This is a genomic window from Butyrivibrio sp. XPD2006 (genome assembly GCF_000420865.1).
Lineage (GTDB): Bacteria > Bacillota > Clostridia > Lachnospirales > Lachnospiraceae > Butyrivibrio.
On the sequence record NZ_ATVT01000017.1, the window covers coordinates 31,049 to 55,862 of the forward strand.

Here is a 24,814-nt window from a genome sequence, read left to right on the forward strand (position 1 = left end):
GTCCTACCTCATCTCTATTAGTACTTTTATTCCATGATCATTTAAAACAGATATGTATCATTCATTAATTTTTCATGCTCTTTGTAATTCAGCTACTAATAGATTGTCTATTTTTCAAAATATCCAACTTGTTCTCCATATACTTTCCCATTAACTTTACCAAATACTCCTCCTGTAATATTCCCATATACATCTCCGTTAATATCTCCAAATACATAACCATTGATATCCCCATATATATCAAAATCAATATCACCATAAACATTACTATTCACATCAGCATTTTGATTGCCTTCAATAATGATGAAGTCGCCGTCTATATCTATTCCCCTCTCCTTTAGTTCAGTACAACACAGTACATTGCCTAATATCTTTCCTGATACATTTCCTTTGTTCTTTCCATGGACAACTCCATATACATTCGAATCTATTACAGAATTTATATCGCCGTAAATATCACCATAAACACTTCCATGTATTGGCTGATTAATACTCCCATGAATATCACCATATACATTTCCATAAACCGGAACTGTAATATCGGTATATACACTTCCTATAATATTAGTAACTTCCTTACCTTTAATTGGATACTGCGCTCCTTCGGTGTATGGGTATATACATCTATCTATCTCATTACTCCACGCTTTTGAATCATTCTCAAACGTTTTATCTACTTCTTCGCCTTGTTGTAGCTTCTTTTCCTCTATGACTTTCGAGTATAATGCCTCTCTGTAAGCTCTGTAATCCTCAGCAGTTCCAACCTTGTACAGACACATATCGTGTACATATCCAAAAGTTAAAAAAGATCTTTCAATCTCTTTTTCAGGAATAAAATATGTATTACCTTCTCCTTCCGAATAGTATACATTACGAAAGTACTCCTCTAGCTCGCCTCTGACTGACGTATACTCTATTAATAATGGTTCATCCAATATGTTGGCAAATTCCATAGTGTTGTTAGGAGTTGTTAGTAATGGCTTCATATCATTATAAAGCGAGTAACCCAACTGAAACCCTCCACCAAGCACATATTTTCCATCCACTGATTCAGCAAGGGCAATCATACTGTCTCTTTCTACAAAAGATGGGTTTTTCAAAAAGTACTTATATGTAAATGTTAAATTGCACAAACACATACAAATAAACACAAACCATCCAGCCCTCATCTGTAACTTCACAGAATCATTTAGTCTTATATACTTTGGTATAATAAAAACAAAAAGGATATAAATCAGTATTGGAAACAGTTCTAACACAAGCAGCACAATGACAGATGCCAAATCGTAATCTTCATGAGTATCATTGTAAAATACTGTTCTGTACAACAACGAAATTGCAACATTAATTAACCCAAATATCCACAAAAAGGCATCAAAGGCTTTCGCCTTTCGATTATTTTTTTCAATACCAGTTTCTTGGCTGTTCTGAAAGTGCGTCTTCATATCACAACTCACAAACAAAACATATAGTATAGAAACGACAATTGGACATATAAGTATAATTTTACGAGTAACTGTGTCCCATGAAATGAAAGTCTGACCTATAAAGCATAAAACAATCAATTGCAAAAAAAACAGACACTTATCATTTTTCGAAAGCGAGAAAATTTTTCTCTGCTTAACAGAAAAAAACAAAAGTATCGGAAGATTATATAAGAATGAATTGCTCCCCACTATCTTCGCCCACACCAACGCCAAAGCCCTAATTAATGGTTCTGATGTATCAACTGTTAAACTTGCCGTACTATTATAAGAAACAAACCCCTCAATTGTGCGCAAAGAATTTAGTATTGCTTCAGTCTGCCATACATAATAATAATATATCTCAGCCACGACAAACATACATAACGATCCAAATACAAACCACGCAAACTCTCGAACAGCATTCTTTATACCGTCATTTTTAATACTAATTATAATTGATAGCCCTACTGCAAAAAACAAAAACACATTTGTAATATATACAAGAAACGTTGAAAAAGTTGCAAAAATTCCAAGCACAAAGAAACGAGTCGTATGATTGTCAGGAAATGAAATATACACTAACGCAGTCAGTAGAACAAATACAAGCCTCACCATTGTTGGCTCTGCTATTCTACTGGCATTAAAAAAAGTAAAATCAGTAACATACCATGCAAGTATTGCTATTTCTGCTATAAACTCTGCCCTATCGCCTTTTCCATATATTCTTCTTAGTTTATCAATCAGCTTGAAAAAGAGAACAAATACAAGCAATCCCCATAATACATATGGAATCCTTAGCCCAAAATAATTATTTCCCCAAATATGGAAGCCAAGAATAGACATAAAATTTCCGGGCACATTGCTTATAAAGTTCTCCTTAACTACGAGCCCCAATTCCTGACCTTCATAGAAAATATGCGGATTAATACTCCCATAAGTCTTCTCGTTTATGGCCATATAAGAATACGCGCCTTCATCAACAGGTTGATACTGCGCCACCCCCCATGGAGCAAGGTCCTGATCAATATTAATTGCCCTCAAGCAAAACAATACAATCAAAAGAGCAAAAATAGCTTTGTTATATTTTTGAGTGAAAAAATATCTCTTTTCCATCTCTCTTAACTTCCACTTTATAATTATTTCGTTTGCCGTAATAAAACATCCAACTTTATCATATCATCAGAGGCAGTTCATGCATTTTTTATGGTTAGAATGGATTTTAATTTTTGTTCCATGTATCATTACTAGTCTAGTATTCCCAAGAACTCTTTCTCATATTTTTCAGCAATACTTTGCCATGTATAATGTTCCTGAATTCTAGCTTTAGATTTCTGTCCCCAGTATAAAATCTCATCACTTGAAAGCATTTCTACTTTACCTATTAGCTCAGCCAGACTTCCATCTTCTTTATTCCAATAATTTGCTGCTGTTCCAGCAGTTTCTTTGTTGTAGCATACATCAATCAACAAATTAACATTAGTACTTGCAAGAGCCTCCAAAAGGCTTGGGTTGGTTCCACCGACTTCATGCCCATGAATGTAGGCATATGCACCTTCTCTAATCTTCTTGAGAAGTTCTTTATCATAGACAGAATCAGCAACAATCACCCTGTCATCTTTTGAAAAGGAAAGCTTTTTATCCAAGGCATTATAAAGCTTAACATTAGGAGTAGTTACAATAATAAGCTTCTTGTCAGTATCAGTTCTCATAAACTCTCTGATAATGATGTCGAAATTATTCTCCTGCACAAATCGTCCAACTACAAGATAATATTGGCCTTTGGAAGTTGAATACTCGCTAAGCCAATACTTATATCTGCTGTCATCATCTGCATATGTTGATGGGGTTAAATCAGCTCCATATGCCACATATGTTGTACTCGGATTATACCTGCTATACTGTGTATTAATATATTTCTCGATTTCTTTGCTGTCGCATATTATCCTATCAGCATACTTGACCATAAGCTTCTCGGAAATACGCCAATATAGCCTTACCGGTGCTGACCATTTTCTCCTTGCCCAATCATGTCCATCCGGGTTCAGGTAAAACTTACCTCCCAATTTCTTGATTTGTCTCTTATAATGCCCCATAAAAAATCCAATCCTACAAGCCATTATAAAGAATATTGGTTCCTTGATAGCAGGCCTCTGTCTGCAATAATCTATAGCTCTTTTAAGCGCTTTCATATCATAGATGATAGCTCTGCCTGATCCCCACTCATGTACCTTGACGTTATAACACTTCGCGCCGTTATACTCATATCTGTCATTGTCACGAGCGATACGAGCCACATGATATCTAAGCTTGTCGCTGATACGATGTAGTGTAAGATTCTCAACAAATGTCTCGAAGCCACCATATTCTGCAGGAATCCCCTTACACCCAATGCAAAATACTTGTTTTTTCTCTGTATAATATTTTTCACGTATTCTGGGATAACTCATAAAAACCAGTCCATATTCGTTATTTTGTAGCTATTTTTAACCATAGTCTAATATATGATATAGTAATGCTTACTTAATTTCAACACCATCACAGTCTCCACATTCGGAAGTACTTTAGATACATCCGAGGGTTGATCTCACATATATAATTCACACCATGCAATATGAATATAAGTAAAACTGCTAAAAGTATAGTAGTTGTCATAATGGCAATAGATGCAACTAAAATCTTATTCTCCATATGATTACATTCCATATACTTCATTACGGCCACTCCGCCGGCTAATACTGTTATCGGAAGAATATCTACTGGATACCTATAATTCAAGCCCCCGATATCAAAATCCATCAAAGCAACTACTATCGCCACAAACATTGCGATTCTAAATGCCATAAGGTTTCTGTTATCTTCAGGCATCCTTCTCGTCAATAACAAACTTGGCCATGTAATTGGAAATACGAATATACCAAAAGAAGCTGAATCATAGAACATATTCCCTGTATGGTTCACAAAATGTGATCCTACACTTATAAAAGGAAACTCCAGTTTAAACTCCAGATAATCAAAGAAATAATAATACAACGCCGCAGGTAAATGTGCAAGATTCACTTTATTGTAATGTATATCAGATACTGTGAGCTGATAGTTCTGCCCAAACTCCAACGGAGAACCGAACCTTATCATATTGAAGCGAATTATTAGTGCCGCACCTATTACCAATGGAATTATATACGATAGCGCAAAATTAGCTTTATTCTTTATTGTATATTCTTTCGAAACAAGAATCATTAAAAAAAGCGGTATAAGAAGCCCTGCTACATGCAATGAACCACTTGAGCGAGATTCAAGCAGAAGTACCGTTGAAATTCCAGAAATCAGAAAAAATACACTCTTTATCCATATCTTTCTCGATGAAAGCGCTACAAATGCCGCCCAAACCGTAAGAAACACAAAAGTCAACATTGACGAATAGTTAAGTGTGTACTTATCAGCAGCACTTAACAGACAGAGAACATTGCTACCAAGGGCAACCGCAGGTGTAGCAATAAACACACCTATTGCCTTCGTTTTTGGAGCAAAGAGTTCTGCTGCCTTCCACGTACACATACTCCCGAAAATCACTGTCAAAAGCGCAAAAAAGAATGAAGCTGTAGCATATGATGGCAAATGTCCTGTTGCAAAATAGTATGGTACATAAAACACAAGTACCGGAGTCATTCCGTAATATGTGTAATAATGACCGTTGTAGAGTGCAAAGTCCCATAAGTAATCTAGCCCTTCTCGCTGTGAAGGATCATATGGATTTTCCAGTTCCAACAACTGTGGACTCACTTCTTTTCTTACTATGCCACTGGTATGGTTCATTAATGAGTCAAACTGATACACATGGAAGTCATTTTCAGCCTCGTTTGTTATTGGGTACTCCGGAATTGTAGTTATGCCCCACTCATCAACATTTGTAGCAACCAAAAGCTCTTTTACCCAGACAACAGACACTATAAGTGTACAAACAACCAGTACAAAGGCAATTCGCTGTTTTCTGCTCTTAGGATCAAACATGATGCTCCAAAGGCTGTCAGACATCAGTGAAATCAGTAATGCTGATATCAGGAAAATTGTCAGGAATCTTGTTAAGGTAAAATGATAGGCTAATGGCTTATTAAGAATAGCGTTAGATAAGCTGACCCCGGGATTGTCCCATGTTATCTTAAAGTTCCTAAGATTGCCCTTGCTCTTAAGTATTACATTGTCACTATTATAGTTGTCATCATCGGGAATAACTTTGAACGAAGCAGCTTCTGTATACGCATTGGCGTATGCATCATCTTTGAGAAATACGGACACATTAGTAACGTAGCCTATATCACCAGTAAATCTAAGATAAAGTGTTTCCGTGCTTATGTGGGGCACGAGAATCTCTGCTTTATTTTCTGTTGCAGATTGTGAAATATTCTCAGTTAAGTCATACTCACTAAGACGTGATGTAGTAATTGCATTGTAATTAAAAACAATCAGTTCAAGAAACAGGCATACCCCAAAGGTTATAACAATCTTCTTGATAATTTCTCGCTCAAAACCACCACTGCGTAACGCAATCAGTGTCATAATAGCAATCAGTAAGAATATTGAATATGTAGCAAGTAATGTTCCCATACTTTGTTTCTGTCCTTTAGAATAATAAAATAATACAGCCTTAATCAGTCCTATCTACACAACAGTATACCATGGTATAATTGAGAGCGGATATTTGTTTTGATAATAGGGGGATTGTGATTATGAGTAATCGCAGGGCTTTTGACAATAAACTGGTGGAAATCATTGATAAATACATGGATTGGATCATATTTGCTTTTCTGCTTGTTATGTCCGTTCATATAAGAATTAAGTACACTCCACTTGTAGACGTCCCCGGCTGGAGCGATTACAATGCTTTTCTGGCTCCATGGGTTGAAGAGTATCGTAAGCTCGGATTTGTCGGTGGTCTGTCAACTGCAATTGGAGATTACTATATTCCTTACAACGTATTCCTCGCTATTGTAGGACAACTTGGAGTTAATCCGGCAAGTGCCATTTCCTTTTTCTCATGCTTTTTTGATGGCGTTATGGCTGTAGCCATGTTCCTTATTGTTCGGTGTCTACGTGCCAAGGATCTTGCTTGCGGGTTCTGGGCGGAACGCTTCGATAAGTGTTTCTGTCTCACCCTTATAAATCTTCCCTTTATCATAGTGGATGGTGCACTCTGGAAGCAGTGTGATTCTATTTACAGCGCTTTCATTCTTCTGGGGCTTTTCTTTTTCCTGAAAGAGCGTCCGAATCTGACTTTCATTATGATTGGATTGGCTTTTTCTTTTAAGTTTCAAACCGTTTTCATTATTCCATTTTTCGTTCTTGCATATTATCTCAAGAAGAACTTTAGCATTCTTCATGTGCTTTGGATCCCGGCAATGTATCTGATAACAGGACTTCCGGCAATTTTTTGCGGAAGATCCATTACCAACACATATGGAATATATTACCGTCAGATTAATTCAACAGGTGGAGCCACAGTTGTGAGTTTCCCAAGTATTTGGTACATTGGATTCCAGGAGCAGATGTTCAGACATATTGGCGTATTTGTTGCTCTGATGATTTTTGCCGGAGCTCTGGTGTTTGCAAAGTTCAAGCTGCAGGATGTAACTTCCGGGAAACAGGTTCTTCATGGAGCTTTTTGGCTGACTTTAGCCGGATGGAGTATTATGACCGCAGTAGAGTTCATGCCGGGAATGCATGAAAGATATGATTATCTGGCAGTTGTATTGATCTCTTTTGTTGCTGTTGCATACAGAAGACAGCTCTTGATTCCTGCACTTATTATGAATCTGTGTAGCAACTTCTCATATGGAAGACTACTGACACAGACGGGGGAGCAGTATTATCCTGTGGCGGCAATTGCATATTTCGTGGCTTATTGCTGGGTTACATATGATTTGTATAGAGTTTGTTGTAAATGTAAAGAGCTGACTTGATAGTCAGCTCTTTGTTTTATCACATGTTATGCATTTTGTCTATAAATGTATCAGCCACGTACAACACTTATCCCGTGCCCTTACAGCATAATAAGAATGCACCTTGAGATTATCGCGTAAAGATCTTTTGGTTGGCTATTATGGCAAGTATAGTTCAGCTTAATATACACCGTTATGGCCTCGCTGAATTAATCTACCCTCGCGAAATTATTGATACATAATGAATTTCTGTAGATAATCATTATTCACTTTTCAGTTTATCCACCATCCTTTGGTACTCAATAGTCATTTCTCTTTCACTTAAGATAAGCTTATACAAGATAATATATGGGACCATCATATTGCTTTCCAATTCGCCCTTATCAAATCGTTCTACCCATTTATACGTAGAATCAGCTGCTATATCCTTCATTATTTTTTCAGACATCTTACCATTTCCTAATAAAACATTTATATTGCCTTTGATAGTTCCACGCGTATCATACGCAATAGAATCATTAATAAACTTCATGTATAACGAAGCAATCTCCGGATGATATTTAAAATCAATGTTGTTAATCATAGTCATCATATGATTACGCAATTGCTCCTCTGCGTTATAAAAAAGTACAATAGATGGCTCTAAAATGCCATCGGTTAAATATGGTGATGACTTATATAGATCCCTCATGTCTTCAAATTTGATATCTCTCTTCGTTACTTCCTCTAAGCTTACCTCCCCTCTTTTCTCCAACGGAGTTATTACAGCATATAGTAACATGAAATACCTTTGAATCAGCAATTGCATAATAATGTCATATCTTAGAATTTTATCCTTTTCTTCCAAATAGGCCTTCTTTTCATCTTGCTTGTCAAGAATACTTTGAATAATGGACACGGTTATCACAATTCCTATTAGATTTGTGGCTATTCCAATCAATATATTATTTATACTCTCTGCCATCTCTTCCGCGAAAAACTCAGCGCTAATATTTGAGCAGACTACAATAATAAATGTTATACTTATCACAGATAAAACACATCCTACTCTCCCAGCTATGGAATTAAGCAAATTTCTTACTTTTTTAAGCACTTTATGTCTCCCTTCTATAACATAAACAGCCTGATCAGTTAGATGGTTTACTTTAACACTCTTATACTATTCCTATGATCTTTTTGGTCACACGTGTGAGCAAAATCACTCCCCAGCCACAAAAACGTCATATATACGTTGATATTTATATCCTTTTTTCATGACAGTCGGATCTTTAACTAGTATATTTAAATCGACTAATTGCTCAATTATCTTAGACACAGCATTAACAGAAACGCCCGACGCTTCTTCTATCTCTTTTTTGGTAAATACTATCTGTTTTTTTATCACCGGCATAATTTTATATACAGAATTGCCTTTTATGCTTTCTATTGCTTTCATATCTTCTTTATATATTGATTTGACCTTCTCAATTTTATATATATATGAAAAACACTGATCTATCACACACTGTAAGAAAAATTTAATAAAGCCAGCCACATTACCACGTCTAAACTCCATTAGATTACGCTGATATGCCGGCTTGTATAATTCTATTATTTCAGACAAAAACAGTATTGGATTATTCTCGTCAAGAAGCGCCATCTGAACAGGAATAAGCGCCCTCCCCAATCTACCATTTCCATCTTTATAAGGATGAATCGTTTCAAATTGAGCATGTGACACCGCAACATTTATTAGATATGGATCAATAAAAGAATTATTCATGTATTGATAGAGATTTGTAAGATGGCTGTATACCGTTTCAGGAATTGGCGGAACAAAAGTTGCATTTTCCAAACTGCAACCACGCGGACCAATCCAATTCTGGGTAGTGCGTATCTTCCCAGGCGTTTTCTCTGATCCCCTTACGCTATCAAGAAGAATTCTATGCATTTCATTTACCAATTCATAGCTAATTCCGTCCTTGATATTCTTCTCAGCATAAGTAATAGCGCTTTTAAGATTCTGTATTTCCCTACTATCATCAGTCTTATCCATGTATTTCAAATAAAACATTTCATCTTGAGAAATCTGTGTGCCTTCTATTTGCGTAGATTTATAGCTTTCTGTCAGAAGTATTGAATTAAGAAAGTGAGACGCATCTAACTCAAGCGTATTCAGCGACGCTTTGTACTCTCCATATTTAGCATTCGCTTCAGAAGACAATCTTAGTAATTCCTTATCTACGTTATAATCAATTGGCAATTCATATGGGACAAATGGCTTCATAGTTACATCCTTTTCACTGTTTTTGATTAATTTTAACATTTTCAGCAATAAAAATCACTGTTTTTTAAAAAAACAGTGATTTTTATTGCTAGAATTTTTGTTTTTTAATGAATGAATGTGAATTTTATCTAACCATTCAACTTATCACCATACATGATTAAATAATCTTTGTAATAATGAAAATACATCTCATTAAATGTTCTAAAATCCTGGAATTGGCCACAAATTATTGCATACTTTTCATTCATTATTTCATTATTCCTCTGACTAATATCCATGGCCATCTCATCCAAGAACATACAACACATCATAGCTGAAAAGGCAAATAAAGATACTACAGATGTAAAGCCTTGAGGTAAAAGGTTATCCTTAATAAAAGGCATAATAATAAAAATAGCAACTCCAAGAACAAACAATATATCTGAAGCCAACAGAAGCCCTCTTATAAATCTCAATTTTGCATATTCATTTGGATGAATCATTTTCCTATCACATTTATATCCCACTGTATCTTCGAGATTTTCTATTGTATTTCTAATGTTAATATTATGATGAGTTCCAACTTCCTTCATCTTTTCATTCAAAAAAAGTACCGCAATCCCAACTACATTTTGTAAAACATTTTTCTCGAATAACACATTCCTAACCTTCACAAATACATCTGAAACAGAAAAGAATAATGCAGTTAAAGAAAGTGCTCCTAAAACATTATTCCCAATATTAAGCCATCCGGTGGCACATAAGCCTCCAACAACAGCATATAAAATAAATATTACACAAATAAGTAGTTGTGATTTTCTCATATATAAGTCCCACTTTACATCTGCTACATAGTTCAGCGAATCATTTATTAACTATATCATAATACTAGAATTATTACGCTATAATGCCAGCTTACAATCAATGTTATTTATTAAAATATCCAAAAAGTATTTTCCAATTCTGAATATACTTATCATCAATATCAACTTTCTTGGCCGTCTTCATTTCTCTTTTAATGCGTGACTATGAATTTTGTTGCAACCATAATGTAATGCCCCCGATGAACTTCTCAGGCACCAAGCTTCTTAGAAACGAAAAGCCCTCTGACTTCTAATCTCCCCAAGCACTCTACTAATATACTTACTAATATTCTCCTCCGAATCCAACCTATTTTTAATGTAGTATTCCTTAACCGATTCTTCATCAATCGATTTGTTACACGGATCAGTATCCTTACACCCAACTCGCTGCTCAATCCAAGGTTCCTGCCTATGACTTATCATTTCAAGTGTTTTAGGAGAATATAGACCAAATGTACTGATCACCATATCTATTGCCTTGATTTCATCCTCAGATACTAAAGACAACATCGCACCATGCGTACTATTTATCCCGTTGTCTATTGGTTTATACCCATATTTTTTATACTTAACATAAATAGATGGATAAACATAACCATGTTGCCAAGCCTGACACTCTTCACCAATCAGTCTATTTCCATTAAGCGCATAATTCACGCCGTTAGAAAAAGCCATAAGCTTTTCAAGCGCCAGCGGTGTTACTTCTTCCATTTTAATAATTATATAATTGGCAATCTGGTTGATTTTTGAAGCTTTGATTTGATCTATCTCAACTAATCTTTGTTTTATCTTTTTAATTGACACGTCGTTTAATTTATCGCAGTTTAACTCAAAGAGTTTTTCGAAAGAATCCTCATTATCCAACAATTCTTTCAAACGATCAGAGTACTCAGTTGCAGGAATAGCGCCCTCAAAGTATCGTTTGATTGTAACACTTCCAAATCCTGCAACTAATGCCAATGGTTCTTTTCCAACATTGTATTTTTCCATAATCTCAGTAATCTCATCTAGTCCAATTATCCCTTGAGATTTTTTATATGCACTGATCCTTGCTTCGGATTTCTCATAATTGTAATCAACTGAAGCTGCCACTTCACTATTGCAACACTTGCATCTTGCAACCGGGAATTCATACCGAATTCTCACACCTTTATATGTTTCATTTACAACTTCATCTTGGATACTGAATTCGACAAGATCCTCACATTCATTGCAATATGCCAAATTTAATTTATTCATCTTTTCTTCCTCTTATGTTTGAGTCTTTGTCTATGTTTCTGATTTATGATATATGTTTTATCTTTCCGGCACATTGGCTCACAATGTGCCGGTTAAGTTATTGTCTTTGTTTATGTCTTTGGATTGTTCTTATGAAAAGAAACTACAAATACAATTTGATTCGGTATCTTCCGATCATTGACCTTAATGTAGATCAGGATGTTTTCTTTCTCTACGCCACTTGTATCAGCATCTCTCCTAATCAACTCGCATGGATATTTAAAAACATACAAGTATTCTTGCGGTAATCCAAGCTTCTTTCTCTTGTCTGCGCCTTTGCTTAAGTCTAATGCTTTGCCGACAAAATTGGCCAGCTTAAGATCACACAAAATCATTTTCTCATCCTCTTTATCAAATATATAGTTATCTGACAAAGAAGGATTTTGAGCTGTTGGAGTCGCAGGCACATATGACTCATCTTCCACAGCCTTCTTTAAATCTGCTAAAACACCGAATACTTCCGAATCACTACAGGGCACTTTGGGCTGCACAACCACTTTTTCAGTTATAGCATTAATGGAGAGCTGCTTGAAGTGACCCTTTTTATGGTCACTCTCCATTCTTTTTACCTCCTCTCTTCAATGATACGATATTATGTATTTTCGTTTTATCGTATCACAATCATATTCTCTTATCTCCTATTTGTCAATACCATCAGTCAAATGCTGAGTAAGTGAACTGTTTCATTGGAGCTCATGTCATAACACAAAGCGAACGAAAAAGCGAACGCAAAGTATTGCGTTCACTTTTCCGTTCGCTTTGTAAATAATAATATCTGAATCAGCAACTAACATCTAAAATCTGTGCCTTGCCATGCAACTTAAGCTCCATGCTGTCTGCAGGTACAAATATACAGTCTCCTTTGAAGAAATTCAGTGACAAGCCTTCCCCAAATATAACTCCGCAGCCATCCGTAACCAGAAGAGCATGAAAACTGTTGGATTCTGCTCTAAAGTCTGGCATCTTGCGGCCTTCTGTGTTAAGAAGCATTCTGTCTACTCTGAAATACTTACAGCTGGCAAGGAGTTCTTTGGCGCAGCCATTGTTGTATCTGAGTGATCGCATGGGCTGTCTTGGAATGGCTTTAGATTTAAGGTCAGATACTTCCATGGCTTTATCTATATGTAACTGCCTTTTATTACCGTTCTTATCTATTCTGTCATAATCATAGAGACGGTATGTGATATTGCTGTTTTCCTGTATCTCAGCGATAAGCGCTCCGGCTCCGATTGCGTGAACTGTTCCGGGGTCTATGAAGAACAGGTCATTTTTGTGTATCTGAACATAATTAAGAAGCTGTCTGATGGTACCATCGTTTAACGCCTGTCTTACCTGATTTTCAGTAACATCTCTGTTAAATCCATATACAAGTTTTGAATCTTCATGGGCATCCAGGACGTACCACATCTCTGTCTTACCAAAGCTGTTCTCATGAATTCTCGCATACTCATCATCAGGATGCACTTGTACCGACAGATCCGATTTAGCATCTATCAGTTTGATAAGGATTGGCAGAGTAGGCACTCCACCGGTAATACCAAGAGGATGTGTTCCAAGATACTCGGGGTGTTCCTTAAGGATGTCGCCTAAAGGTCTTTTGCTGACAGAATCAATGCTCTGGCCATCTGGATGTGCCGAACACTCCCAGGTTTCAGCCAGAGGACTCATGTCAATGTTCTTATTAAAATCGTCATTTAACCTGCTGCCGCCCCAGATGTAATCCTTGGCTGCCGGCAACAGCATAAAGGGTTTATTGCCCATATTTATAACTCCGGCATCTCGTACTTGTGCTTATCCTGCACACTTATGCTCTCTCCAAGCTGAACCTCTATGATCTGAAGTCCGGCATCTGAAGCAATAACAGTATGCTTGCAACCTGCTGACATAGTTATAACATCACCGGGTTTAACAGGCTGTTCCATACCATCAACAATAGTCTTACCGCTTCCGGATATTACAACCCAGGCTTCATCACGCTTGTCGTGGCTATGGTAATTCATCTTGTGTCCGGGATTGAGAGTAACCTTAACGGTCATACTTCCTTCTTCAACATCAAGAACGCGGTAGCTTCCCCAGCTCTTTTCAGCAAACATGATCTCCTGGTCAAAGGAATCAACATATGGCTTAATATAACTACTCTGTTCCTTGTCACTTACAAGGATTCCGTCAGGACTGGCGGAGATAACAACGTCTTTAAGTCCCATTCCCAGAACAGGGATTCCAAGCTCATTGATTACATGAACGTTATCGCAAGTATCGTTTAGTACTCCATCGCCTACGATATTCTCAGTCATGGCTTCTGTCAGAGTATTCCAGGTTCCAAGGTCCTTCCACTCTCCGTCGTAATTAAGGACCTCAATGCTTGACTCTGCTTCTACAACTGCATAGTCAAAGGAAATCTTCTTGAGGTTGTCATATCCGGAGAACAATTCTGAATATACTGATGTGCCAAGAAGCTCTTTACTCTTATCAAGAACGTAACTGAGCTTGTAAGCAAATACGCCGCCATTCCAGAGTGCACCCTGACTAATAAACTCTTCAGCTTTTTCCTTGTTCGGTTTTTCTGTAAACTTATATCCTGTTCCATCTGCGTTCTGTACAGGCAGAATATATCCGTATTTTTCACTCGGATATGTAGGCTGTATGCCCATAAGGACAAGGTTCTTGTCACCCTTTTCAGCCCTCTCGCACAGCTTGTTGACACATTCAAAATATGTGCTGTCAACATACGGATCTACAGGGCATACTACAACCGCCTCATCGCTTGATACACCCTTCACATCATGAAGGTAAGCAGTAGCTAAAGCAATCGCAGCGAAGGTATCTCTTCTGCAAGGCTCTACAGATATACCCACATCATCTCCAAGCTGGTTATGGATAGCAGAAACCTGTGATCTTGATGTTGCTATAGTTACAGTCGCATCAGGGTCCACAGCCTTGATCTGGCCATAGATACGCTGAACCATTGACTGATATTCACCATTTTCATCCTTAAAAATCTTGATAAACTGCTTTGAACGGATGTCGTTACTAAGTGGCCACAAGCGTTTTCCTGAACCACCGGATAATAAGATAATGTTCATTACTAATACTTCCTTTTTATTGATTATAAATAATATGTATTATACCATGGTATAATATCTTTGTTTTATTGCAATGTCTATAACAGTAATTATTATAGAAAGAACTTCATTTAGAAGGGAACCAACTAGATGCAGAAATTATTGAACAACAGAATAAAAATACTGGCTATTATTTTGGTCATAATACTGATAGCCACGCTGCTTCCTATTATATATGTATCCAAGTTTGCATATCCGTGGGCTGATGACTTTGGATATTCGGCTGATGCAAGACAAGCCTTTTTAAGAACAGGTTCTGTTTTTGCCACCCTGGGTCCCGCTTTTGAGCATGTGATAAATACTTATTTTACCTGGCAGGGGACTTATACTTCATGCTTTTTCATGGCACTTGAGCCTGCTGTATTTGGCATTAAGCTATATCACCTTGGTGGAAGCATCATGCTGCTGTCTATCCTGCTATCGTATTACTATCTTTTGAGCGTTGTATTTAACAAGCTCTTTAATGCATCAGGCGCCGTAAAATGGTGTCTCTTATCACTTCTAACTATGTATACGATACAGGGCGTTGATGGAAAGGCAGAAGCCTTCACCTGGTTCAACAGCGCTGTACATTATACCTTTGCTCATTCACTCCTGATACTGTTTATCGCATTGACGGTTAACCATATCTGGACATCGGATAATAAGAAGCGCATAGTCAGGACGGTCCTTATCAGCATACTGGGATTCCTGGCTGCAGGAACCAACAACATAACTGTGTTCGGAGGTCTTTTATTCATAGTACTCTTCTATGCAGGTCTTGTTCTTTATCAGAGAGTATACGGTGACAGAACCTATGATAAATTCCTTCGCAGTCTTCCGATGATAATCTCATTTTTCGTGGGAGCCGCCATAAATCTGGGAGCTCCGGGCAATAAACAGAGAATGCTGCTGGGATCCAATAACAACAACCTGTTTGTTGTAGTAAAGAATTCATTTGCCTTAGGCTCCGCATTTATTCAGAGACATTTCAGTGGCGTGACCCTTGGCTTTATACTTCTTACAGCAGCTATTATCTGGTACTCAAACAGTGCTGATAAGCTCTTTGAAAAAGCGACATTCAAGTTCCCGCTGCCGGTACTTGTTACTGTGATTAGCTTCTGCCTATTGAGTGCTCTTTATGCCCCTTTTGCCTATCTTGGTGATGCCGAAATATCTGAGCCTTATATAGATGCAAATCTTAGTGTTACCAGGGTTTCCAACACGATCTTTTTCGCATTCGTTCTGCTGCTGTTTTTCAATGTTTTCTATTACTGCGGCTGGCTTCATAATAAAGGCTTTAACAAGTATTCTCCTGTTGCAGGCATAGCTCTGACCGTAGCAGCGATCATCATTATTGCTTGCAGCACTGTACAGATTCTCGGACAAAAACCCGGTGCATATACCACAGCATCAGCAATAAACAATATCAAAAACGGCACAGCTGCTTACTACGGCCTACAGATGAGTGAAAACATCAATAAACTTCAGTCAGACGATGCTGTTGTATACGTCTCTCCGATTGCTGTTGATCCGGACTGTCTGTATCCTCACGAGGCAGAAGACTGGAAAAGCGGCACTAAGTATTTCTTTGACAAAGAAGAAGTAATATATGATGCCGAGCCATATGATTTTTAAGTCTCATTCACCATATATAACAGTGACTGTATGCAAATCAAATAGTCCTGCTGCTGACCTGTTTACAAATTCCTCACAGTCAACAGAGAGTCCCATGCCATAAGCTGATACTGCTTTTTTAAAGCCGGGCACGTATACTATCGCATCACTCTCTTTTTCCGCGAGACGAAGACTTGAGAGTACATACTCCCTTACGGTGTAGCTCTCCTGCATGGCGCCTGTCCTGAAGTCATCAAAGGCTTCATAAGATATACTGCTCTTGATCTCCGACTTAATCTTTCCGTAACCGGCAAGAGAAATAATTAGTGTAATGGCTACAAGGGCTGTCGGAAGGTATTTTGAGATGTTGGTGTTTCTGCCTTCAAGTCTTTCGTGAAGCCACTGACCGAGGAAAATCACGAACAGTATATACATCAGTTTCGCAACAATCTCATAGGATGCCTGAGTTCTCTGGTTTCCTATCACATCTGAATGATATCCATATGAAACCGGGAACATTGTAAATAATCGTATCAGCCAGGTTCCCACGAACACTGTTACCAGTACAGGTGTCGAAACCTTCCCGTCTACTATCCTGACTTTCAAAAACAGGCATATTGCCAGTACCAGAAACAGAGTGGCGATGAAGCTCAAACTTGTAAATAGTATCTTATCTTCCGATGCACAGGTGACAAAAGCATCTCTTAATCCGTCTAAAAAAGTCTCATGACCTTCCACTATTCCGGCATTAGATCTGATATAGTTGCCCGGGCCGATCACATTGACAATAGCTCCCACAAGTGCAAAGCAGAGCGGAATGATCGATTTCACCTTAAAACCGGATTTGCCGGTTCTGATAAAATACAGTATCTCTATTGCAAGAAGCCACGAACAAGATGCTGACACAACATTGAGAGCTCCGCCACTTGCAAAAAAGGCCAGGATGCTGCTTACAATCAGGTATAAAGCCTCTTTTACCTGACTTGTCTCAGTGCCTCGTATATACTTGAGCAGCAGAGTGCAACTAAAGAAAGACAATATAAACTCAAGAGTAAAATTCATGGTTCCCGTATACCAGAAGAACAGCTCCTGTGATGGATGAGTTCCGTTCATTCCAAAAATCACAAATAATGACAACGCAAATATCATGATTGCTGCCGTTTTATCACGCAGAAGTTTCCTGATAATCACAAAGAGCGAAACTACAAACATAACGCTTACGCAGATCATGTAAAAATGGAATCCCGGGAGATCCCATCTGGAATAGGCTCTTACAAAGTGGACCACAAAATTAAAGAAAAACGTTCCCTGATTAGAGTTGTAGTATTCCCACGCTCTCACAAGAGCTCCTTTAAAGGATGACCCGTAGGCTATGAACATGTCTTTTGCCCCGGCTTCAAAGCTGAAATCGTCTTCACAAAGGTATGTGAATCCGTTTGCTGCTACGATGGGAACCGCTATCATTATTGCAGCCACTATGAAGAGTGCTGTGAATATTCTCTTGATTGTCTCTTTATTCCTGAAGTAATCCATTTATTCTTCTCCGTTAGTATTAGTCACTTGTCTAAGATTATATCATAGAATGGCACAAAACAAGGAGCCGGTTCAATCAATGAACCGACTCCTTGCTGTTTCATATCATATTCATTTTAGTTGTTTATGCCTGTTCTGAGAACTGGTCTTTATCTACGCCGCAAAGCGGGCAGGTGAAATCATCGGGCAGGTCCTCCCACTTGGTTCCGGGAGCAATTCCGTTATCGGGATCGCCTGCTGCCTCGTCATAGACATAACCACATACATTGCATACGTACTTCATAAGAAATTACCTCCTTTGGCTTTAGTATAAGATCATTCATTGTTAGCGGATTATCTTCTCAAAATCATCCTTGCCATGCTTACAGATCGGGCAAATGAAATCGTCCGGAAGGTCTTCGCCCACGTATTCATAGCCGCATATTGTGCAGCGCCATACCGTCTCGCCCTTGGGTGTTGTACCAACTGCCTGAGGTTTGGGCTTGATATCGCTCTGGTAGAATTCATAGGTACAGGACTGTACATCCGAGAGCACGGTCATGAAGGCCGGTTCGCAGATGAAGAGTGTGTGGGAGCCAAGATCTACTTCCTGTTTTACATTAAGTGAGAAGTAGGCGTTGGTGCCCTCTATGATATAAGGAATGCCATTGTCTGCCATCGCATAGCTACTGCTCGGATATTCCGGGCTGAATTTGTCCACATCGCGTCCGGACTGGAATCCAAAGTGCTTGAAAAGGTCAAATTTAGCTTCCTTGCTGATGACAGATATGTTGCAGGTCTTAGTTTCCTTGATCATGTCATGGGTGTAATTAGCCTTATTGACCGCAATTGAAATGGTGTTTGGGTCAGACGCAACCTGTACAGCTGTATTGATTATGCATCCGTTTTTCTTGTCGCCCTGAACCGCAGTGCAGACAAACAGACCATATGAAAGCTTGTACATGGCTTTATTGTTGAATTCCGGCATAGCTGTTCCTCCTTAAAGTTTGTTTGATATTACGTTTAGGTGTGTGTTTATAATTATACAAAAGAGCCTCCCTAAAAGGAAGGCTCTTAATGGAAAGTTAATATTTGTTCTACTGATTTGAATCAGCCACACTTTTATAGTATTCAATAACATTAATAAAAGGTATTGTGATTTTACCTGAATTAAATATAGCTGCGCTTATAGATTCTATCTTTCCACGAGCCACTCCTATCAAAGCAGACACTCCGTTGATAGCTAAAAGGTTAATAAAATCTTCTTTGCTTGAATCTGAACCAGACTCAAATGTTCCCCCGATTGATATAGTCAAATTTGCTTTTTCCTCTTCAGACTGATCGATTTTAATTTCAATATCAATTTGGACAATTCCCAAGAAGACATTCCCATCTTTTCTTATAGTTGGCTCATGTACAGAGAGACCAATTGCTTTCTGTGCATCAGGTTTCAAATCAGCTATATTACTATTTACAGCTATATTTGAAATTGTGCTACCCAATATATTTATTCCAGTTGCTACACTATTAAAATTCATGCTATACAGTTTCTCCTATTCTCTGACGTCAAGTTATTTACTGATATCTTAGGAATATACATTTTGCTATCATTCTTTATCAGAGAGAATTTTTCAGTGATTATTTTGTTATTTAAAACCGGCGTAAATGTCAAATCTATTTTGCTACATATTTCATTCAATGACTTGATAGTAAAATTGTAATCTCTGCTCTCCCATTTTGATACCATTCCCTGAGAAACTCCCATATAGACAGCAAATTCTTTTTGTGTCATACCCATTTCTATTCTTCGTCTCTCAATCTTTGATGAAATCTGAGCCAACTCAACTATACTTTTCATTTCAGCCTTTGATAGCCCATCAGTTAACCAATTTGTTTCCTTTGCTCTTGCAATTTTATCCTGTATTCCCATCTTTTCACCCTTCATTTAACCATCTCAATCTATATTCAGCTCTTTTTATCGCTATATTATAATCATTGTCATTCTTCTCTAAAAAAACTGTAAGTAAAATTACTTCTCCGTTATCTGTAATAGTGTACAGAACTCTAACATTTTTTCTTGTCTCGGGATGCCGAATACTATATATATCATCTTTTATTTTCTCAAAGCATTCTAAATCAATGGCCTTTTCTTTCTGGCATTGAAGGACAGCTAAATCCTGAATCATTTTACCATGATATCTTTTCCACGGAGGATTTCGTTTCCATATCTCATCAACTGCTTTTTCAAATTCTTTTTTCACATTAGATATTATGTATATATCAGATAGTCCCTCGATACCTATATGTTCAAGCGTCAAACATAGCCCCTCCTTTCTACTCAAATGAGTGTACTATTATAATATTACTTATAAGTAATATTTTCAATAGTAATTTGAAGCCATACCATAATCTCAGATCAATATAATCACAATATGAACAAAACGCAAAAGTAAACGTTGTTTTCGTTCGCTTTTGCGTTTTCATACATAATTGCTTATAGATTTTCCTAAATCACATTACTTCCTATAGTAGTCAATGATCTTCTTGACCGCTGTGATAACGCTCTCCACATCCTCATCTGTCATCATGGGATAAAGCGGAATACTCATTATGCCCTTGTAGATGTGCTCAGCATTTGGGCACAGGCCCTTTGTGTAGCCCATCTTCTGATAGAACGGGAAGTAGTAAACAGGTACATAGTGGACCTGACACTGGACGTTTTCTGCTGCCATGGCATCGAAGAACTCGCGGCGTGTGCAGGTGAGCTTATCAAGCTGCAGCTGGATGATATACAGGTGCCTTGTTGTATCGGACTCCGGAATCTCTTTTTGAATGAAGAGTTCGGGAACGTCCGCAAAGGCTTCATTGTAGCGATTAACGATGGCCTTTCTCCTGTCAGAGAACTCCTGAAGCTTGTTCAGTTGGCTTGAAAGGAGCGCTGCCTGGAAATCTGTCATACGGTAGTTAAATCCAAGGGTCTGCATCTCATATACCCATGGGCCCTCAGGGTCTTTATCCACGAAGTCAGCCTGATCATGTACGATACCGTGCTGGCTTGCAAGGTGAAGCTTCTTGTATAGCTCCGGATCGTTGGTGGTGATGGCTCCGCCCTCTCCGGATGTGATGGTCTTAACAGGATGGAAGCTAAAGCATGTCATATCTCCAAGGGTTCCCTCGGGCTTACCATTGTACTTGGTGCCGATGGCGTGAGCCGCGTCGATGATCAGAGTAAGTCCGTGCTTATCACAAATCTCGCGGATCCTGTCGTGCTCAACTGCCTGACCTGTGAAGTCTACAGCTACTACCGCCTTGGTGCGCTCTGTGATGTGAGCTTCGATTGAATCAGGATCTATGTTGTAGGTATCAGGATTGACATCTGCAAAGACAGGCTTGGCGCCCACATATACCGCACAGTTAGCTGAAGCAGCAAAGGTAAGAGGTGTTGTGATAACCTCATCCCCGGGGCCGAGACCTGCTGCGATTGCTGCACAGTGAAGAGCAGCTGTTCCGTTACAAACTGAGACAGCATATTTCGCTCCCGTTACCTCGCAGAGCTTCTGCTCAAGGGCTGTAACTGACGGTCCGCAGGTTATGAAATCTCCTCTCAGTGTTCCGGCAACTGCCTGAACATCATCTTCTCCGATCCATTGACGGCCGTAAAATATCTTTTTCGATCTGACGGGGGTTCCCCCATGTATCGCAAGTTTTTCCATTCGATAAACCTTCTTTCTTTGACTTTGCGTTATTATTTTACCACCTACTGCGAAGCACGTCACTCTTAAGATAAAGATTACCTCTGGTGTTCATCTTGATGGGTTCGAACAGTCCGTGGTCTGTCATATAGGCGAGATTCTGCCTTGTGCAGGAAAGTTCATCACAGCACTGTGGTGTATCAATTATATTGAACCCTGCAAATGTGATAAAGTCTGCAAGACTGAGAGGAATCAGCTTGCCTGCACGATACAACTCAGCCGCAGGGACATCTATCGAATTGTTGAAGGTTATATAATATCCGCCCACACCTACCATGCATGAATTCATTAGCTTCTTGTTCTTGCAGACCTTCTCGGCCAAATCATCATTGTCTGTTTTCATCAGGTCAATTTTTCGTGTCTTACCATCTGCAAAAAAGCACAGAATGTTTGTATCATCCAGGACAGTGCAATCAATCAAATTTCTCTTTTGCCTGGAAATCACATAGTTCGGGAGCTTAGCAATCTCTCGGATATACATATTGTCTTGCGAACATCTGCCCCGAGACAGCTCCAGAAGTTTCATTTCGTCGTATTCCCTGAGGTTATGGTTCTTCAATATACTCTTAATATTCTGGCGGCCACTGGGAATTACTCTTCCGCGAACCCACAGATAACTTGCATCTCTAGGCATGCTAAATATCCCCCTCTTGACAAAAGCTGTGAAAAGCAGGGGAGCGGTCCATTCATCGAGGTCATCTTCGAGCTCGACTATATAAGCTTTCTCTTTGGGGTAGTATAAAAGGACTCCAACCGAACGGTTGTTATCATCATCATAGATTTCATAGATTTTCATAATACGTATACCTCTTGTAGATCATTTCCCATGTTTTCTTAATCAGGGATGGAGATATTATTCCGTCGAGTCCTTCGAATATAATCTCTTTATCAGATTTCTTAAGATGCCCCGGGAATATACCCTCCTTGTCCTTGATAATTCCAAGGTTATCCCGACATGATCGGCTTCCAATAAAGTTATTGCATGGTTTATCCTCCATAACATCGTATTTATTGACAAGTTTGTCGTTGGTACACGGATATAGAAGCGACAATCCATGATCAAACAATGGTGCAAGTCTTATAGTATGCTTTTTAGCATTACGAAGGAGCTCTATGTTGGCACCATGCCTGTCCCTGTTCAGGATTATGTAGTCTACAGCTATCATCCGATCAATATACTCGCCAAATCCGCTCCTGACGCAGAAATCATAATGAGATTCTCCTTTAATTGCATTGAAATTATAGTAGTCATCTAATGCCCATTTATTCTCCCCGGGTTCCTTAAAATCATCTGACGCGCAGAGATATGTATTATAAACTCGTCCCTCTATTTCTATATCTGCATTTATCAGCTGATAGTTAAGATGCGGAACCTCCAGCACAGTCAAGAGTCTATCTACAATAATCTCGTTTATGCACTCGTGACCTATTACTCCGCTTTCGGCATCGAAATTCGAAAGCTTATAATATATCTTTTTCCCATCAAGCACAGATTCGGATTTGAGGAATGTACCCGCTGTACCACTTGAAGTTCTGGCGTGAGACCATTTGAGGAATGTAAGATCCTGTTTTTCCTTGATTATTGCTGTTTTCATAACGTATAAATCCTTTTCTTTTTACTAATTTAAGTATATAATTTTATTTGACGTGCGTCAAACATTTGAGTTTTTGTGAGATTTAAAAGCATCGACATGATTTGAACTATTCAAAAAAGCGTATTATAATATCCTCTAATAGTTTACATTTCATTTATGAAAAGGGAGGAACTAAAAATGGCAGCAAAGGTTAACACAAAGATTGAGCTTCAGTTTGGCGACAAGGCAGTAAGCGATGACGTTCTTGTTGCTGCAGCTAAAAAGGCTTACGGCAAGAAAGATATCAAGAATCTTGACATCTACGTTAAGCCTGAAGAGGGAAAGGCTTACTACGTTGTAAATAACGACGTAACAGGAAGCTTCGACCTTTAATTTTGTAGTTTGTTTTCGTAATAAAAGGATTTGAGCTCCTACCTGACGGTAGGAGCTCATTTTTATATTTGTAACCCACTAAATATACTTCAACAAAAAATCTGTAATTCCTATAATGGTAAAGCCATTTTCATCCAGGGATTCCTTAATTGGTTTATTTACAACGAGTATCTTTTGTACTTGATCATTCAACTTAAAATAAGGGCGTATTTCTCTTTCGCGTGTATCCGCATTAGAAATATCAGAAGTAACCTGGATATAAAGCGATTTCAAACCTTTAGTCGCATAGAAGTCAACCTCATTATTCTTACGAACCGATTTTCCATTCTTATCTTTTTCAACAGTATCAAATGCCCCAACATTAACAGAATATCCATTATAACAAAGCTCATTATAGACAATGTTTTCAAGCATTTGTCCTTCATCCGGAAAGGCAAAGTTCAGGCGAGCATTTCGTAATCCTGTATCAATAAAATAATACTTTCTAAGTGCACCTATTTCTTTTCTTCCTTTTAAGTCATAGCGTTTTGCCTCACGCAAAAGGAAAGCATCTTTAAAGTAACCAATATAGCTTTCAACCGTCTGTTTATCTATATTTTCATGTCTGACACTTTCAAACGTATTGGCTTTTTTTCTGCTCTTCTCCACTCTTTAATACAGCTAATGGCATCCCGCCATATTGCATATACGAATATATTGCCTCTGTTGCTGACCCTCCAATATATCCGTAGTATTCCTCAAATGACAACGGAGAAAGTTTAATATTTGTTGCCTTATCTCTAAATTCAGTAACTATATCTGAAGACAACATTTTGGAATTTGATCCCGTCACATATAGATCTATATTCTTTTCTCTTGATAGTCCAAGTACAACATCAACGAATGATATTACCTCAGTATCATTAGCATCCGCTAAAACATGTTTGCCGTCAGTGAAATTAGGATTGATTATAGAATATACCTTCTGTATTTCATCTATAAAAACATAGTAATCATCTTTTTCTTTGCATTTTTTCCTTACTAACACTGCATGTTTTCATAATCAACAAAATTGTAGAATTCTACATTTTTAGTGATTAC

At 38.2% G+C, this 24,814-nt stretch carries 24 protein-coding genes; 3 read left to right on the forward strand and 21 right to left on the reverse strand.

Features of this window, described 5'->3' with window-relative positions; translation table 11 throughout:
* Positions 1–107: 107 nt before the first annotated feature.
* The 3 genes from G590_RS0115750 to G590_RS0115760 form a co-directional block, all read right to left on the reverse strand.
* Complete coding sequence (locus G590_RS0115750; RefSeq protein ID WP_022766620.1) at positions 108–2,579, reverse strand: hypothetical protein; 2,472 nt, start codon at positions 2,577–2,579, stop codon at positions 108–110.
* A 131-nt stretch (positions 2,580–2,710) separates the two neighbouring features.
* Positions 2,711–3,913, reverse strand: a complete 1,203-nt coding sequence (gene cps2T / locus G590_RS0115755; RefSeq protein ID WP_022766621.1) for a beta 1-4 rhamnosyltransferase Cps2T — start codon at positions 3,911–3,913, stop codon at positions 2,711–2,713.
* 88 nt (positions 3,914–4,001) lie between these two features.
* Positions 4,002–6,068, reverse strand: a complete 2,067-nt coding sequence (locus G590_RS0115760; RefSeq protein WP_022766622.1) for a hypothetical protein — start codon at positions 6,066–6,068, stop codon at positions 4,002–4,004.
* Positions 6,069–6,190: 122 nt separating this feature from the next.
* Here G590_RS0115760 and G590_RS0115765 point away from each other — a divergent pair, with 122 nt between their 5' ends.
* Positions 6,191–7,420 carry a hypothetical protein gene (locus G590_RS0115765; protein WP_022766623.1) on the forward strand — a complete coding sequence of 410 codons (1,230 nt, stop codon included), beginning with the start codon at positions 6,191–6,193 and terminating at the stop codon, positions 7,418–7,420.
* Positions 7,421–7,661: 241 nt separating this feature from the next.
* Here the strand turns inward: G590_RS0115765 and G590_RS0115770 are convergent, their stop codons facing one another.
* From G590_RS0115770 to G590_RS0115800, 7 genes are all read right to left on the reverse strand, one after another.
* Positions 7,662–8,492: a hypothetical protein gene (locus tag G590_RS0115770; RefSeq protein ID WP_022766624.1), complete on the reverse strand. Its 831-nt coding sequence runs from the start codon at positions 8,490–8,492 to the stop codon at positions 7,662–7,664.
* Between the two features lie 105 nt (positions 8,493–8,597).
* Positions 8,598–9,665, reverse strand: coding sequence for a Fic family protein (locus G590_RS0115775; RefSeq protein ID WP_022766625.1), 1,068 nt, complete (start codon positions 9,663–9,665; stop codon positions 8,598–8,600).
* A 128-nt stretch (positions 9,666–9,793) separates the two neighbouring features.
* Positions 9,794–10,468 (reverse strand): hypothetical protein, encoded by a 675-nt coding sequence (locus tag G590_RS0115780; RefSeq protein WP_022766626.1) that lies wholly within the window; start codon positions 10,466–10,468, stop codon positions 9,794–9,796.
* A gap of 264 nt (positions 10,469–10,732) precedes the next feature.
* Positions 10,733–11,746 carry a type II toxin-antitoxin system antitoxin SocA domain-containing protein gene (locus G590_RS20870; protein WP_022766627.1) on the reverse strand — a complete coding sequence of 338 codons (1,014 nt, stop codon included), beginning with the start codon at positions 11,744–11,746 and terminating at the stop codon, positions 10,733–10,735.
* A gap of 110 nt (positions 11,747–11,856) precedes the next feature.
* Entirely contained in the window at positions 11,857–12,345 is a 489-nt protein-coding gene (locus tag G590_RS0115790; RefSeq protein WP_022766628.1) for a hypothetical protein, read from the reverse strand.
* 220 nt (positions 12,346–12,565) lie between these two features.
* Positions 12,566–13,546, reverse strand: a complete 981-nt coding sequence (locus tag G590_RS0115795; RefSeq protein WP_022766629.1) for a type I phosphomannose isomerase catalytic subunit — start codon at positions 13,544–13,546, stop codon at positions 12,566–12,568.
* 2 nt (positions 13,547–13,548) lie between these two features.
* Positions 13,549–14,868 (reverse strand): sugar phosphate nucleotidyltransferase, encoded by a 1,320-nt coding sequence (locus G590_RS0115800; RefSeq protein ID WP_022766630.1) that lies wholly within the window; start codon positions 14,866–14,868, stop codon positions 13,549–13,551.
* 129 nt (positions 14,869–14,997) lie between these two features.
* On the opposite strand from G590_RS0115800, the gene G590_RS0115805 reads away from it, so the two are divergent.
* On the forward strand, positions 14,998–16,524 hold the full coding sequence (locus tag G590_RS0115805) for a hypothetical protein (RefSeq protein ID WP_022766631.1): 1,527 nt from the start codon (positions 14,998–15,000) through the stop codon (positions 16,522–16,524).
* A gap of 3 nt (positions 16,525–16,527) precedes the next feature.
* Here the strand turns inward: G590_RS0115805 and G590_RS0115810 are convergent, their stop codons facing one another.
* The 9 genes from G590_RS0115810 to G590_RS0115850 all read right to left on the reverse strand — a co-directional run bounded on the left by G590_RS0115810 (position 16,528) and on the right by G590_RS0115850 (position 23,362).
* Positions 16,528–18,036, reverse strand: a complete 1,509-nt coding sequence (locus tag G590_RS0115810; protein ID WP_022766632.1) for a hypothetical protein — start codon at positions 18,034–18,036, stop codon at positions 16,528–16,530.
* 124 nt (positions 18,037–18,160) lie between these two features.
* Positions 18,161–18,319, reverse strand: a complete 159-nt coding sequence (rd, locus tag G590_RS0115815) for a rubredoxin (protein ID WP_022766633.1) — start codon at positions 18,317–18,319, stop codon at positions 18,161–18,163.
* A gap of 42 nt (positions 18,320–18,361) precedes the next feature.
* Positions 18,362–19,003, reverse strand: coding sequence for a flavin reductase (locus tag G590_RS0115820; RefSeq protein WP_022766634.1), 642 nt, complete (start codon positions 19,001–19,003; stop codon positions 18,362–18,364).
* Between the two features lie 109 nt (positions 19,004–19,112).
* Positions 19,113–19,553 carry a hypothetical protein gene (locus G590_RS0115825; protein WP_022766635.1) on the reverse strand — a complete coding sequence of 147 codons (441 nt, stop codon included), beginning with the start codon at positions 19,551–19,553 and terminating at the stop codon, positions 19,113–19,115.
* Positions 19,550–19,960 carry a helix-turn-helix domain-containing protein gene (locus tag G590_RS19885; RefSeq protein ID WP_022766636.1) on the reverse strand — a complete coding sequence of 137 codons (411 nt, stop codon included), beginning with the start codon at positions 19,958–19,960 and terminating at the stop codon, positions 19,550–19,552. Before G590_RS19885 ends, G590_RS0115825 begins: the two co-directional genes overlap by 4 nt.
* Positions 19,950–20,333 (reverse strand): type II toxin-antitoxin system RelE/ParE family toxin, encoded by a 384-nt coding sequence (locus tag G590_RS0115835; protein ID WP_022766637.1) that lies wholly within the window; start codon positions 20,331–20,333, stop codon positions 19,950–19,952. The genes G590_RS19885 and G590_RS0115835 overlap by 11 nt, the downstream gene beginning before the upstream one ends.
* Positions 20,334–20,531: 198 nt before the next feature.
* Entirely contained in the window at positions 20,532–21,728 is a 1,197-nt protein-coding gene (pseC, locus tag G590_RS0115840; protein WP_022766638.1) for a UDP-4-amino-4,6-dideoxy-N-acetyl-beta-L-altrosamine transaminase, read from the reverse strand.
* Between the two features lie 37 nt (positions 21,729–21,765).
* Complete coding sequence (locus tag G590_RS0115845) at positions 21,766–22,563, reverse strand: hypothetical protein (protein ID WP_022766639.1); 798 nt, start codon at positions 22,561–22,563, stop codon at positions 21,766–21,768.
* Entirely contained in the window at positions 22,550–23,362 is an 813-nt protein-coding gene (locus tag G590_RS0115850; RefSeq protein ID WP_022766640.1) for a hypothetical protein, read from the reverse strand. The genes G590_RS0115845 and G590_RS0115850 overlap by 14 nt, the downstream gene beginning before the upstream one ends.
* A 177-nt stretch (positions 23,363–23,539) precedes the next feature.
* Between G590_RS0115850 and G590_RS19890 the strand changes: the two genes are divergently transcribed.
* On the forward strand, positions 23,540–23,734 hold the full coding sequence (locus tag G590_RS19890) for a DUF6465 family protein (RefSeq protein WP_051142171.1): 195 nt from the start codon (positions 23,540–23,542) through the stop codon (positions 23,732–23,734).
* A 78-nt stretch (positions 23,735–23,812) separates the two neighbouring features.
* Here the strand turns inward: G590_RS19890 and G590_RS19895 are convergent, their stop codons facing one another.
* Together G590_RS19895 and G590_RS20875 are read right to left on the reverse strand one after the other, a co-directional pair.
* Positions 23,813–24,382: a DUF4143 domain-containing protein gene (locus G590_RS19895; protein ID WP_051142172.1), complete on the reverse strand. Its 570-nt coding sequence runs from the start codon at positions 24,380–24,382 to the stop codon at positions 23,813–23,815.
* On the reverse strand, positions 24,348–24,761 hold the full coding sequence (locus G590_RS20875; RefSeq protein WP_051142173.1) for an AAA family ATPase: 414 nt from the start codon (positions 24,759–24,761) through the stop codon (positions 24,348–24,350). The genes G590_RS19895 and G590_RS20875 overlap by 35 nt, the downstream gene beginning before the upstream one ends.
* Positions 24,762–24,814: the final 53 nt, after the last annotated feature.